Origin of the sequence: Flavobacterium sp. CG_23.5 (assembly GCF_017875765.1) — a bacterium.
Classification (GTDB): Bacteria; Bacteroidota; Bacteroidia; order Flavobacteriales; family Flavobacteriaceae; genus Flavobacterium.
Window position 1 is genome coordinate 3586362 of sequence record NZ_JAGGNA010000001.1, and the last position, 15130, is coordinate 3601491.

General features: G+C 31.1%; 11 protein-coding genes. All 11 read right to left on the reverse strand.

What is annotated here, in order from left to right; genetic code table 11:
• Nucleotides 1-7: 7 nt before the first annotated feature.
• A complete protein-coding gene (locus H4V97_RS15430) occupies nucleotides 8-772 on the reverse strand; it encodes a hypothetical protein (protein WP_209550186.1) in 765 nt (254 codons plus the stop codon).
• The gene (locus H4V97_RS15435) at nucleotides 766-1755 is read right to left on the reverse strand and encodes a MarR family transcriptional regulator (RefSeq protein ID WP_209550187.1); all 990 of its coding nucleotides are present in this window, start codon (nucleotides 1753-1755) and stop codon (nucleotides 766-768) included. The genes H4V97_RS15430 and H4V97_RS15435 overlap by 7 nt, the downstream gene beginning before the upstream one ends.
• Nucleotides 1756-1877: 122 nt before the next feature.
• Nucleotides 1878-2636, reverse strand: a complete 759-nt coding sequence (locus tag H4V97_RS15440) for a metallophosphoesterase (RefSeq protein WP_209550188.1) — start codon at nucleotides 2634-2636, stop codon at nucleotides 1878-1880.
• Between the two features lie 86 nt (nucleotides 2637-2722).
• Nucleotides 2723-3214, reverse strand: a complete 492-nt coding sequence (locus tag H4V97_RS15445) for a hypothetical protein (RefSeq protein ID WP_209550189.1) — start codon at nucleotides 3212-3214, stop codon at nucleotides 2723-2725.
• 489 nt (nucleotides 3215-3703) lie between these two features.
• Nucleotides 3704-5755 (reverse strand): hypothetical protein, encoded by a 2052-nt coding sequence (locus H4V97_RS15910; protein ID WP_245345248.1) that lies wholly within the window; start codon nucleotides 5753-5755, stop codon nucleotides 3704-3706.
• Nucleotides 5756-5764: 9 nt separating this feature from the next.
• Nucleotides 5765-8938, reverse strand: a complete 3174-nt coding sequence (locus tag H4V97_RS15455; protein WP_209550190.1) for an Eco57I restriction-modification methylase domain-containing protein — start codon at nucleotides 8936-8938, stop codon at nucleotides 5765-5767.
• Between the two features lie 241 nt (nucleotides 8939-9179).
• The gene (locus tag H4V97_RS15460; protein WP_209550191.1) at nucleotides 9180-9539 is read right to left on the reverse strand and encodes a hypothetical protein; all 360 of its coding nucleotides are present in this window, start codon (nucleotides 9537-9539) and stop codon (nucleotides 9180-9182) included.
• A gap of 766 nt (nucleotides 9540-10305) precedes the next feature.
• Nucleotides 10306-10716, reverse strand: coding sequence for a response regulator (locus tag H4V97_RS15465; RefSeq protein WP_209550192.1), 411 nt, complete (start codon nucleotides 10714-10716; stop codon nucleotides 10306-10308).
• A 104-nt stretch (nucleotides 10717-10820) separates the two neighbouring features.
• Nucleotides 10821-11582: a LytR/AlgR family response regulator transcription factor gene (locus H4V97_RS15470; RefSeq protein ID WP_209550193.1), complete on the reverse strand. Its 762-nt coding sequence runs from the start codon at nucleotides 11580-11582 to the stop codon at nucleotides 10821-10823.
• Nucleotides 11583-11718: 136 nt separating this feature from the next.
• Nucleotides 11719-12120 (reverse strand): response regulator, encoded by a 402-nt coding sequence (locus H4V97_RS15475; RefSeq protein ID WP_209550194.1) that lies wholly within the window; start codon nucleotides 12118-12120, stop codon nucleotides 11719-11721.
• Nucleotides 12117-14849: a PAS domain S-box protein gene (locus H4V97_RS15480; protein WP_209550195.1), complete on the reverse strand. Its 2733-nt coding sequence runs from the start codon at nucleotides 14847-14849 to the stop codon at nucleotides 12117-12119. Before H4V97_RS15480 ends, H4V97_RS15475 begins: the two co-directional genes overlap by 4 nt.
• Nucleotides 14850-15130: the final 281 nt, after the last annotated feature.

The window sequence follows — 15130 nt, forward strand, 5'->3', positions numbered from 1 at the left end:
TTTATTTTTAAATATTAAAAGCACTAATTAATTGTTCAAATAACTCCTTTACATTCACATTTCCTGCACCCATTTCTTTAAAAATTTGTTTGTCTGGCAAATCATTCTTTACTGCTTCAGCAAAATTTGCTATATCCGTTTTTACGCTTGTTGGAATTGTAAAATTATCTTCGGGAGCTAGTAGTAATAACAATCTGAAAACATCCATTTTATGTTTTCTTAATTGTCGTTCATCAATTTTTTCTCCGTTTTCTTTGCGCGTTTTATAATCGAGGAATGCTTTGGCTTTTAATCCTATTAAAGCTTCACTATTGGCGAGATGTATACCGTTATCTAATTGGCTGTGTTTGATCGTGAAGTTGTAATAATCATCATCCATCAGTATGGCCGATAAACTTGAAATTTCTGTATCTACTGGAATTGGAGTTAAATGTGTTCCTTCCGCTAAATCTAATAAATCGGGGATTCTTGAGAATAATTCTATTTGAAATGGAAATTCTTCTGCTTGTGGTTTTTGGAAACGATAGTACTTTCTGTCTTCTTCACTTTTCTCTTTGACATCATAATTTCCTTGTTTGATAAACTCCCAAAAATGAGTTACAAATTCCGGGCTTAATGCTTCAATGACTAAAATTATATCAATATCTTTTGTTGCTCTTGGTGTAAGCCCAACATTATCAATTACAATATCACAAGCAGTTCCACCAATGATGATGTAGTTATCTGTGAATTCTTTGAAATGCTGTCTGAAAATTTCTAAACCTCTTACCATACGTATTTTTCTATTATTTGGTCTAATGCCATATCTGTTCGTTCATCAATAAATCCGTCTTTTAAACTTAAATATAAAGACAATGGATCTACATTATTTTTCTTCGTTATTCCTTTTGTGATTCGTTCCGGATTATATTTCCAAACTTCTAATGCATAGTTGCCATTTTCATTATTTAGGTTTACTAACTGATTATTTTTTTCCAATGCATAAAATTGGTTTTTTTCTATGGCAAAATAATCCAACTTGCTGGGGTTCATATCCGTATATTCTTCTAATGCTGTTGTATTAGATTTTAATAATCCTTTTGGTTTTTCATCGATATAGACCGTTTTCATCACTGGATTAACTAATTGCTTTTCTACTTGTTTCCAAAGTTTTTGAATGTCTTTTTCGAATATGATATTCTTCTCTTTTGTCCCTTCAACTTCTACGATAGCCAATCGTTTCAAATTTTCTATTGCCTTGGTAATTCCCATTTGTGTGTATTGGAATTTTTCTGCCAGTTCCTTGAATGTATAGTGGCTTAAATCATCTTGCCTATGTAAAATGTGGTATAATAAGATTAATTGTGCTGAAGGCAACAATAAAAATTCTTTTTGAAATTCTTTGCCTTTATTAAAATCCTGAATATCAATTAAAAGTTCTGTCAGGTACATTTGTTTGCCAGGAATGATGAAACTAATTTTTTGGTCGATTAGTCTTTTTCGATTTATTGCTGTAATATCATCCGTAACAACTACAATTCTTTTATCTATGGCATTTTGAATACTAACAAGTTGTTTTCGCAATTGTGCAGCATTAAGCGCTTCTTCTTTGTTCAGCTCTAATAGTATCAATTCCCGATTAAATAATAGGGTAGTATAAAAAGTATAATTGTTCTTGAATATAAAAGGCAATTTATTCAAAACTTCTTTTGGCAACTCTTTTAAAACAAGTTGTTCGCCAAGTATTTGCTGGATATATTCTTTTAATTTTTCCATAATAAACTAATAAAATTTATAATAAACTTGATAGGTTTATTATGCAAATATAGGTTTATTATACTAAATGTCAATTTATTAATGTATAAATACAGTGATTAATGTATAAAACATCAACTTATTTATACTGAAATAATAGCTTTGTCATTAAATCCCATATTTTCATTGTATTTGATATATCCCAATTGATTGGTTAACAGTTTTGTGTTTCCAATTTCAAAATCACCAACATTGCAATGATGATGTCCATAAATCCAATAATCGATAGTGTTGTTTTCTATAAAGACATCTAAGTTTGTTGCGAAGGCTTCATTGATTTTGCTGTCGGCATATTTTTCAGGGAAATTGATAAATGTTGGCGTATGATGTGTTACTACAATTGTTTTCTTATTAGCAGTTTCTTGTACTGCTTTTGTTATAAATGCCAAACTTTCTTGATGCAGCAGATTATAGTCATCCGGATTGAATAAGCGATTCTTGTATTTAATTACTTTAAAGTCAGAGAGACTTTCTTTTATAAGCCACTGTTTTGAGGGAGAAATGTTTGACCATAAAGTTGAAAAAATCAGATTGACACCTGAAATTTCTTTAACGCAATTGTTTACTAAAAAAATATTGTCACGGATTTGCTCCTCTAAGACGCCACTTTTTTCTGCAATGTTGTAATAGTAATATTCGTGATTTCCAGGTATCCAAAAAGTCATTTTAAAATGCTCTGAAATATAATCGAAGAAATCCTGATGTTTATCCATTATGGCAAACGGTACTATATCTCCAGCTAAAATTAGAATATCCGCTTTTGGCTTAATAGGGTTTTGAAGGATAAACTTTTTATTTTCTGGGAACTCTAGGTGTAGGTCTGAACAATATTGGATCTTCATACGGAGGTATTATTTAGTTTTCAATAAATAAGAAATTTTCATTTCGTAAATACAGGATTTAAAATACTTTACTGAATCAAAATTCTTTAGTCTTCTTCATCAAAAAAGTCATCACTATTAAAATCATCTTCTTCAAAACCATCAATCTCTGTAGAACGGATAGCACCGGGTGGATTGAATAAACCCCATTCGTCCCAGATGTGATTGTTGGTGTCAAAACTATTTACCCAGTCTAGGAATAGCACCCGGAATTCATCGAGTTCTTTTCGGATGAGCGTTACATATTCTAAATCTTTGTAGCTTTCATGAAATCGTAAACTACCCACTTGCACATACAAATGCATCGCGTGTTCTCTTATGAGAGCGGCGTTTTGCATGCGAATGCTGTATAGATCACCCCCTTCGGCCCCAGCTATTTTAGCCGGAATGATCATTGCATCGGCTCGTATCAATTCTTTGGTGTCTTGAATATATTCATCTTCTTCAGGTAAAGAAGCCATCAAGCTTTCCACTAATTGGTAAATCAGCATTGCTTTTTGATAGATGGGTAAGTTTTTGGTTTTGTCTAGGCGTGACATAGCTGTTTAATTTATGATTTTGGAACGGATTATAGATCAGCTCCATCTAGGATTTTGGTAGAATATGTTCAAATGTAAGCTCTCTGAATTCTCCACATAAACGGCAATTTCCTTTTTTACTTTTCATGTTGTAAATAATATTATTTCCTTATGATAATTTTAATGTTAATAATTGGTACTGATATTCTATTGATTTGAAATAATATTTATTTGGTCGCAATATTGAATTTGCATTGAATTTGATCTACTCTTCAATTCTATAACCGTAGTTTTTTGATCTATTACATTTTGTTTATTGGCTATGTAAGCGCCCTGAAGGATGTGATGTTTGTAGCCAATTTTAAAATCTAAATTGTGTAAATTAAGAATCGATAATTCTTGATTTGAATAGAAAAACGCTCATTCATTTTTGCTTAATTATACCATATAATTCATATCTTTTAATTTGTATAGATTTTGCATTATTGCGTTTATACTTTAAATTCTACTTTATGAATTTTCAACTTCATCCTCAATATTTTCAAAATTTGAAAGGCCTTGATTTATAATCAATTCAACATCTTCTAATGTTTTTATGTTTTTAATTAACTCATATTTGGGATATATTTTTTTTAGTATATTTTTAAATTGATTTATGTTGATGTTTTTATTATCCATTTCTAGAGTCATAGTTATTTCATCTTTAGGGGATAAATAAGGTTCATATAATTTATGATACGAATTACCAATAGCGCCTGAAAAAGGAAATAAAATTGGTTTAATTCTTCCTCCATGAAGTATTTGGTCAACAGCAATTCCTGGATAAGGGTCAATGTAAAAAATAATTCTAATACCTAATTGATATGCTTTTTTTGAACAAAGTTCGCAAGGACTAGCAGTTGTAAAAAGAATACCATTTTCAACACCTAATCCACCTGATTTAGTAAGTTGCAACATAGCATTTTCTTCGGCATGTAATGATCTTGTATGAACTTGATTTGATTCTCCTTCATAATGATTATGGATAGATTTAAAACAAAATGAGCAATTTTTACCATTAAGCTCATCTTTTTTAAGTTTATAATCTTCTTCGAAGTAATCAACGATTGCGTCTTTAAAAGTGGAAACGGAAGTGTCTTTATATTTGTAATCAGATGTACTTGTTATGTTTCCTTTCTCAAATTCACTGTAATGAACACTATTCACTATGGCGCCATTAAAATAATCCTCAACATTTCTAAGATTACATGGTGTATGCCCTTTTGCTACGTCATTCCAACCAATAGACTTTGCAATAAAATTCTTATCAGTAATCACTGCACCTACTTGTCTTGAAATACATCCAGAATTTAATTTTGCAGTGTAAGCTATCTGCATATTTCTTTCACTAGCGCTAGGTGTAATTAATCCCGGCTGATAAATAAGAGAAACTAGTTTCATCAATTGTTCTTCTCTTGTTAAGAAAGTATTAGAAATTTTTTCTTTTTCAATAATGGTTGCTCCATGATCTTTTTCAAATAATTCTAAAAAAGAATCAATTTGATCAACTTTAAGGTTAAAAATATGATAATCACTTTTTTGAATACAGTTTTCTACGTTTGGTGAAGTAAATATTCCTTTTGAGAAATCTTTATTTTTATATTCAGTTTCATCTAAGTCAATTAATTTTTCTACTAATTCTAAACGTTCAGATTCATTAGTTATCTTATTGAAAAATCTTTCATCTAACCTTTCCTTTGAGTTCTCAAGAATATCTTTAGTTGCAACCATATAAAATGCAGAATAACGTTCTTTGAAAAAAGTAATTTCTAATGAGTTTCTAAGTGAATCAATAACAATTTTTGTAGATTTAGATTCCGTACTATTAAATTTCTTTCTTGCTTTTATTATTTTATTTATTAACTCAGCAATTGTATAAACATTATTAGGATCGGTATTGTTTTCAATACCCGATTTTCTAGATTTTCGAATGTTACATGAAACAGAATGAAATAAACAGGTCCTTCTAAAATAGTTTCCTTCAGCTTCTAGAATTTGCATAAAATCATTTGTAAATTCTATAAATTCTTCACCAAAAAAAATCTTATTTAATAGCAATAAACTTTCAGTGTTCTTTATGTTTTCAAAACTTACTAACTTGTTAATATTCTCTAATAAAGTTTTATGCTTAACAAAAGTTTCTTCTAATTTCACAAATTTTTTTTTAACTAACTCTTTATTGTCTTCAGCGTTACTTTGTCTATAATATTTATTTAAAAGATTCCTAATTTTAAAAAAATCACTTCCTGTTTTTTTTACAATGTATAATAATAAAACTTTTTTGTACTCAATAATATCGTATTGTTGCCAATTGTTTCCATAGGATAAATAATTCTTAGTAATCTCAAATTTTCTTTTAAATACTGGGTCTGAAAAACTATTAGCTTCTCTTAGACCATTGCTCAAATTATTAAAATCTTTACTCAATAAATCTGAAATTTGTGAGCATCCTGAACCAGTTCTGCCAGTAAGTCCAATTATTGTAAAATCTGTCCTATGTTTATAAAGTTCTTTTAATTTCATATTTATTTTCTAATTATTTTCTATTATCCCAATTTCTTCCTCACTCAACCCATACAACTCATACACCATTTTATCAATTGCTTTTTCAGTGGTTTCTATTTGTGATTTTAGGGTTTGGGCTTTGGTTTTGTTTTCTTCAAATAGATCCAACCATTCGAACTCGTCTTTTTTGGTGAGTGGCGTTTGTCCAGCTATTTTAATGGCTTTGTTGAGTTCTGTAATGAAATCAGCAAAGGATAATAGGTGCCAGTTTTGGAGTTTTTTTGAGAGTTTGTCCAAAGAAAACTTTGAAGAAAAGTATTTTTGAAATTTAGATTCTAACTGTTGAAAAGATGAGATATAATCAATCATTAAATCAGCTATATTTTCAAATTCAATTTCGTTTTTAAATTCAGGTATTGGGATTTGTTCAAAATATTGTGGTTTCACTTCAATGTAGCCACCACTTCGAACTACACAAATAGACAATAGAAATTTCCATACAACTTTTGAGTTTAAAATACATAAAAGTGTTTTACTTGAATTAGGTAAAAATACTGCTGGAGCATTTATGTAAACACCTTCTGAGTCTAAAGCAAATTTGTTTGAATTTTGAAGGTTCGGAAATATAATCTTTGGTTTTTCAAATAAATCGTAATAGGCGCAATTTCTCAATTCCCACCAAAAATCTCCTTTATCGAATCGTTTTTTTGCCAAATTTTCAAAAGGTAAAAGATGATTCATAATTTGAGGAAAATCTTTTTTTAAAATCGTCAAAGCTTCTTGTTCAGAAATATCATTTCCGTAGGTTGATTTTGTCCATTTACTTTTAAACAGAATCAATTGTTGTGCAGCAGCAGGAACTACCCACTTTTTTATTTCTTTCCCTTCGAAAATAGGTTTTATATGTTCTGCAACTATTTTGTCATCTACTATGAATGCTTCATTAAGAGCAGTTTTAACACCGTAATAACACTTCCCAAATTTTTGTCTTACAGATGGGAAAGTTGATATTTTTTTTAAGAATACAGCTTCATTTGAAGAAGAAAAAGACCAAGTATCCTTTGAAAGCGTATTTTGATCTACAATTACATTTTTATGAAATTCAATATCAATTATTTTTGACTGACTTAACTTTGGAATTTTTATATATTCAAATTTATTAGTATTCGATAAAGTATTTTTATTTAGAGTTATAATTACAGGATAAGTTGTTGCTCCTTCAAATATTTGTACTTCTGTAAAATCGATATATTTTTTGAACGAAATATTTTGTTGGAGATAATTTCTTAAAACATTCCCTGCATTAGTTTTATCAAATGTATTTGAAATGAATCCCATACTTCCCGTTTTATTTATAATGGAAACACCCAATTCATAGAAATAAGCAAACAAATCACTTGCAGGATGAAACACACTAAAGTTTTTACTAAAATAATCTCTGTAATCTCCTAAAAGTTCCGCTCTGACATAAGGCGGATTACCAATAATCACATCAAAACCACCTTTGGCAAATACTTCAGGGAATTCTTCTTTCCAGTTAAAGGCTTTGTCGCCAGCAACGGTTTTGCTTTCAATCAGCGAGTTGCCACACTTGATGTTGTTGTTCAGGCTGGTGAGTTTTCGTTTGGGTTGGGCAGTGCGTAGCCACAAAGAGAGTTTCGCGATCTCTATACTTTCCTCATTAAGATCTACACCGTATATATTATGTTCTAAGATTTGGTTTTCGATATCCGGAAAGGTGAATCCACCACCAAAAAGTTGTTTAGTAAGTTCATCTACATAACCGTGTTCTTTTATCAGGAAATCCAATGCTTGATTCAGGAACGCACCAGAGCCGCAAGCAGGGTCACAAATAGTAAGGTCTAAAAGCCATTCGCGGTAGTCCTTGAGCTGCTGATCCAGTTTTATAATGATGGTTGCCTGACGGTTTTTTCGTCCCTTGGCATATTCCTCGTCTATAATGCCGAGTTCTAGTTTTTTCTCTGTACACAATTTACCAACGGTGTTATCTACGATGTATTTGGTAATGTATTTCGGGGTATAGAAAACACCGTCTTTCTTGCGTTTGGATTTTTGTTTGTCGAAATCAGCGCCTTCAATCTCTGCATTGACACTTTCTATTTCGTTTAGGGAATGCTCGAAAATGTGTCCCAAAATATTCACGTCAACTTGGCTTTCAAAATCGTAAGTCGATAATTTTTTGGTATGACGATAGAGTAGATCATCGTCTATGATAATGGCGTCCAAAATAGTATCAGGTAGAAAAAGTCCGCCGTTGTAGGCAAAAATTTCTTCTTTTTTGTCGGTGCCTTTGCGACCGGTATCGAGATAATTGAAATATTGTTTGTAGCGATCATATAAAGGAACAGTCATATCCAAGTCTCCCAATGCTTTCCACTCTTTTAATATAGTAGCGATAGAGTTTGGCGCAAGTAATCCACGGTCTTCGGCAAAGAGAATAAAAAGAAAACGGTCGATGAGTTTTTGTGACTTTTTAAAAAGCATTAGTTTAGAAGTCTTCTCCGGTAACTCCATTAACATCACATTATTCCTGTTTTGTTTTACTAAATCCCTATATAATTCGCGTTTGAAGAGCGAATAATCGGCATAGAATTTTTTGGTAATATTTTCCTCTTCTACAATTGATGCTTCTTTTATACTCAGCGGTTTGTTTGAAAGAATATTGTCTTTGGCCAGACAGAGGTAGAATATTTCAAATTCAACATGAGTTAATGTAAAGAGATTGAATTCTTCATAGTCCACGGCATTGTTGATGTATAACCTTAACTTCTCGAAATTGGATGTAATGACATAGATACAACCTGTTTGGTTGGCTTTGTAATCAAATGCTTGTTGGCGAATGCTTTCGAGATCTTTGGTATTGGTTCCTTTGAGTTCAATAACTGCCAATGCATTTCCGTCTTTCAGGATGGCACCATCTACTTTCTTGGAACCTTTTATGTTTTTGAGTTCGGTTGTGAGGTTGAATCTTGGGCTAGGGTTGAGGGTATATCCCAAAATATCCACAAATAATTCCCGCATAAATCCCTCCTGGAATTGTTCCTCTTTACTGTTGCGTATGTTTTCCTGAATAGAGGTATTGTGGAAATACTTGATGTATTTTTTATATGCTTTCAGAACTTGATCCGAACTTTGTTGACTTAAATATTTTTTGAGAACAGAAGGCTGGAATAATGACATTTGGAACACTTTTATTAAAAGTGGAAATTAGGGATTTTTTCTGAATAATATTGGGTTGATTGTCGTGAGTTTTGAACAGGTTTATGAAATTTTAAATTACAATTATTAATTACTAAAATGAACTGTTGATTTGCAACAACTTGTTTCGTAATCAATAAAGTATCAGCCTTTGGAATAATAGCTAAATTCTTGAATTAAATTCGAGCTATTTAAATTGCGATAAGTTATAAAGGTTCAAAAATTACGTTTTTGAAAAATACTCCTTGATAAAATTATGTCTATGATTTTCTATTATTTTATCATTGTTTTTGATTTCAATTTTAATTTTAACGAAACGATTATCTTCACTCAAAATATCAAAAAGTTCTATTTTTGCATTAGTGGGACCAAAGAGTATAACTTGGTTGTAATTTTTAATTATATCACTTATATTTTTATAATAGAGGGAAAGTTGTTGTTGTTGTTGTAAGTTATCTAAAACTTGTTTTTTTTCCTTATTTCTGAATTTTGATTCAATGGTTTCAATTTCAAAATGATTGGGTTTGCATACCATGATATACGCAATTGAGTGATCCATCCAAATAGTCAATTTTTTTTTCATAGTATTTCTTTTTATAATTTGAACAGAGATATGCTTTTCCAAGTATAGAAGCTTTTAAAAAAAAATGGGTTTAAAGTCCTTAGTTTATTTAATTCAAATTTTTTTAAAATAACTCACATATATCTAATTTAACCTTAAATCAAAATGTTAATTCCCATGATTTTTTTTAAATATATAAACAGCAAATAAAACCCCTATAATAATCATTGGCACGAGATAGGAATCAATAGGTACCGCTGTTGGCTCTACTAAACCAGGAGGAGGAGGTTCGGAATAAAGGAACGGGGCCGTGAAAGATTTTGTAGAAGACAAAAGCGCTATTGTGAGAAATATTACTAATTTGTGAATAGCGAAAGTGTTAGATTTTTTCATACCGAAGGTTAAAGTTGGATCGCAAATTAGCATCTCTTATTTTATTTAATTTATCGCCGAAATCAATATTTAGAATTCTTTTTAAGTTCTTAGTGAGCAAGCAATTTGAGCGTAATATTGCTTAACTAATAGTAACTAAAAACAAATTACGAGGATTGTTTTTGAAATGTAAAACGAGAAGTAATAACTGAAACTTTAGGGGAATAAATGGTTCCTAATTGCGGTTTTAAGGGTAACGGAAAGTCAATTATACACTGTCAAATGTGTATAGTATTGCAATGAGTAAATTATGCGCTTTTTTAGGAAAAATGACTTTACCAATAGGAATAGGAAATTAAGTCTAAAACGTTGTGTTTTAAAATCCTATTTTTAAAAATAATTTGCGAACTGAGGTCTAATCAGCAATAATACGAGTTAGGAATTCTTTTGTAATTGGTTTTACATGAAAGAAAACTACGTTTTGATTGGTTCGTGCGCGTATAATATCATAATCATCGATAGTTGATGATATAATGAATGTCTTGCAGTATTTTTTTAAAGTGGGGGAAAGTTTATTGTATTCTTCCAAAAATTCAAATCCGGACATTCCTGGCATATATATATCTATAAAAATTACTTTTGGTAGTAATTGAACATTTTCCTGATTTTCCTGAAGGTATTTTAATGCTTCTTTTCCGGAGGAATATTCTAAAACTTTTTTCCCAAAGTTATTTTTAATAATGATGCGCGATGAAATATAGAGATCTGTGAGGTTGTCATCAATGATCATCACTTTTTTAAATTTTGGTTGTAATTCGGCTATCATAATTTTTATTTTTATTTTTACTAAAAACACTAATTAAAATTCCTTTTTTTAGAGAGAACCTTAATTAAACCTTGTAATTTTTGAACTTTTTATTATTGTGTTTTCTAATCTTTCAGCTTTATAAATTTGTTAAATTCCTCTTGTCGTCTTTTCGCTACTGGCAAAATAATTCCGTTTGAAAATTCACAAAAGTACCCATCTTTTTTGGAGATTTTCGCAATCTGCCGAAGGTTAATAATGTACGAATGATGAATTCTGAAAAAATAATTATTGTCTAGAATCCCACTGTATTCTCCTAAATTTCTACTTGACATTATCATTTTACCATCTATTAGATGAAAACACGTATATTTTCCATCTGCTTTGCAAAAAATGATTTCGGACATTCGAATCAATTCAATTTTATCTAATGATGAAACGGCTATATATTCATTACTCTGGTTTTGCTCATTCAGAATATTGATGTTGTTGATTTTTTGATCCTGAAAACTACGTTCCATTTGAATTATTTTAATCACTTTATAAATTGCCAATATAACGTTATTGAATTCTATTGGTTTTAATATAAAATCTATAGCATTGTATTTGAATGCTTTGACTGCATGATGTTCCTGTTCAGATATAAATACCAATTTGGGACTATTGAATTCTAACTGATGTAGCATTTCAAAAAAAGAATCGTCGTTGAAGGATAGGTCTAGGAATACAACTTCCGGTTTTTTTAATTTAATTAAGTTTATTCCCTCATTTGCCGAAGTCGCATCCCCAATTATTTTCATAATCATAAAGTTTTCTTCAACAAATTTTTCTAAAAGTGTTAAAGTATCTTTATTCTCGTAAATAATTATGGCATTGATTTGAATCATATTTTGGTTTTATTTTATCTCGAGAATATTATAATAACGCTTGGTTCTTATTTATTATTTTGGGTGTATTGCAAGAAAGCGAAGTCGATTCTTTTTTCCTGACTAAATATTTTAGGATGACACTCCGTATTACTATTTACGAAATGTTATTCAAAAATTCTTTTGTAATAGTTTTGACCTGAAATGCAACAACATTTAAATCATCGTTGGCACGTTTAATATCGTTTTCATCAATCGAAGACGAAATAATATATACTTTACAATGTTTTTTTAAATCAGAAGATAGTTTATCGTATTTTACCATAAATTCAAATCCTGACATTCGGGGCATATAGATATCTACAAAAATTATTTGTGGCAATTCTGTAAAATTGTCTTGATTTCTTTTTAAGAACTTCAACGCTTTTTTAGCAGAGGTGTACTTGTCAATAATCTCTCCAAAATTATTTTTTTTAATCATCGCGGAAGTAACATACAGATCAATAGTATTGTCATCGATAAGCATCACTCTTTGAAATTTTGATTTAATATCTGTCATAAAGTAAAATTTTTTAAAATGATATCAAAAGTGGTACCATCATTAATTTGAGAATGAACCTGAATGGATCCTTCTAATTTTTCGACAGTGTCCTTTACAATATATAAACCAATTCCAGAACCTTCTGATTTACTGGATATTCGAAAAAACATATCGAATATTTTATCCTGATACTTTGTTGCAATACCTATTCCGTTATCAGATATTTGGAGTTGAAGCATTTCTTCATCTACCTTTCCTATCACTTTAATAAATCTTTCGGTGTCAATAGGTTTATGGTATTTAATTGCGTTGGAAATAAGGTTTTCCAGAATTGTATTGAAACGTAACTGATCCGAAGAAAAAGTGGTATCCTCATGAATGTCAATTTCAAAATTTATCCCCTTAGCTTGCTCCATGTTTTGAAGTGAATCGACAATATTCATAATAGTTTTTTTTACTGTGATTGTCTCTACTTCTATACCTGTCCGGTTGTTTTGCGAATAAATTAAAATTTTTCTGATAAATTCATCGAGACGGTTGATACTACTTTTAATCATCTGTACGTGCGCCAGCGTTTCCGGTTCTTTACTTTCGTCCTCGATGATTGAAACGAGTCCTTGAATTGACGTTAAGGGGGAACGTAAATCGTGAGAGACGCTATATACAAAACGGTCTAATTCTTTGTTCGTTTTTAGTAGGTCCGTGTTAGCTAGGATTAATGCTACGGCTTGTTTTTCCTGATCGTCGTGTTGAAAGGCGAGTTCTTCGTTACGAAGTTCCAATGCTTGCTGTACCTCTTTGCTTTCCGTGATATCCGTCAGCATATTTACAGCGCCTGTAACCTTGCCAGCAGCATCGATATAGGGAACGGCATGGGGAAGCACATAACGTCTTTCTCCATTTTCTCGTTCGATAATAATCTCCATACCAGACATGGTCCTACCTTCTTTCATTGCGATTGCCATAGGACATAAATTTAAAGGTATTTCTTGCCCAGCATTACTTAAAATATTCCATGAACCGCACCACAAATCCTTTCCTATTTCGGGTTCTCTACCCCATAAAGCAGCTGCTGCCTTATTAAAAATTGTTATTTTCCCCTCGGCATCGCAAGAGTATGCTGCCACAGGCAATTCTCTTATCAATTCTCGATATAGTTTTTCACTTTCTTCAATTTTCATGCGTGATAATACTTGTTCTGTAACGTCTACCGCAAAAAATAAAATACCATCAATCGAACCATCCGAATCTCTGTGCGCTTGATACAGAATATTCAGATACTTATCTACAAGGTTTCCATTGCCTAGAAAATCGAATTTAAACAGCATTTCGTTGGAGATGAATGGTTCTCCTGTGTTATAAACGGAATCTAGAAGTTCAAAAATTCCCTGACTCTTTAATTCAGGTAATACTTCCATAATTGTTTTACCAATAATGTCCTTTTTATCAATTAATTTTAAATACAATGGATTTGCCAATTCATATACATAATCAGGACCTTTTATAATACCCATTGCGGAGGGCGCCTGATCATATATGTCTAGAAATCGCTGTCTCTCTACTAGGTACGCTTTTTCTAATTTTTTTTTCTCGGTGATATCCTTAGCGGTACAATAAATCAATTTGTCAACTTCATCCCATTGAGCGCTCAACAGAATGTAAACAATAGCTCCATTTTTATGGATAATTCTGGTCTCGAATATTTTCACGGGATTGCCATTTCTAACATCCTGATCAATATTAAATATAGTTTCTTGATCTTCCGGATGTATAAATTCACTATATTTTTTACCTATTAATTCATGCGGTTCATATCCCCAAATGCTTTTTGAGGCTGCATTTATCTGTACTATTCTTTCTTCTGCATCAATGGAACAAATTAGATCCATTGAAGCGTTCAATATTTTATGCAAACCGTTGAGGGCTTCTTGTAACTCTAAGGCTGTTTTTGCTAATTGTTGTTCCGCTTTTTTATGTTCAGACAAATCCTTAATGGTCATCGAAGTCATTTCACAGCCATTCACATCCTTAAATACCACTGAGGTCACTTCGCCGGGAAAGCAACTACCATCTTTACGTTTAAAAGTAAGTTCGCCCTTCGCTCGTCCCGTATTATTGCGTTCCGATAAAAGTATTGCTAATCGTGGATCTGTAATGTCAACAATATCAAATCTTCCCGATTTGCAAATCTCTTCTTGTGTCATTTTAAAAATTCCACAGGCCGCAGCATTGGCCTCAAGTATTTGTCCATCCTTTACAGTAAGGAGAATTGCGTCCATACTGTTCTCGATTAAACTACGGTATTTTGATTCATTTCGCCATAGTTCATCCTTAAAAACTTCTTCACTTTGCTGGGAGAGGACATTGGATTTTATTAGCGAAACTTCTTTTAATGCTTGAGAAATTTTTTGATCTAGAGCAGAAATGTTATGTTTAAATACGATATCCGACACGCCTTTTTTGATGAGTTTAATACCATTTTCCGCATCTATGTTATCTGAAAAAAAAATAATTGGGATTAATGGATAGCGTTTATTTCTAAATTTTAAAGCTTTTTTCCAAGTGGTGTCGAGCAAAGAATAGCCAGCGATTATAATATTAGGGTGGAAAATTTGCAATGTACTCTCGAAGTCATCGATAGATTCTATATTTACGCATGTGTAGTTGAAACCGGTACGATCTAATTCTTGATTAATCAAACTAATTTCGAAAGAGGCACTTTTTAAAATTGCTATTTTAGTTATCATAATGTAAGTTTATCAGTATTGATAATTGATTTTAAAACTCTAAGCAACTTTGACGAAGTTAAAACTAAATTTTTTTATTGAATTAATAAATTCAAATATAAGTAAAGCTATTTATTTATATCAAGAGTAGTTTTTTTTTGTCAACGAATAAAATACTATGCAATGTTGAAAATTAACCTAAATAGTACAAAATTATCTTACTCCTTCCTTAAGAGAAAGTTAAAAGTAATAACTATGGGGTTTTAAGGAATAAGTGTGTTGAAATGTAAGTATGGCGTTGA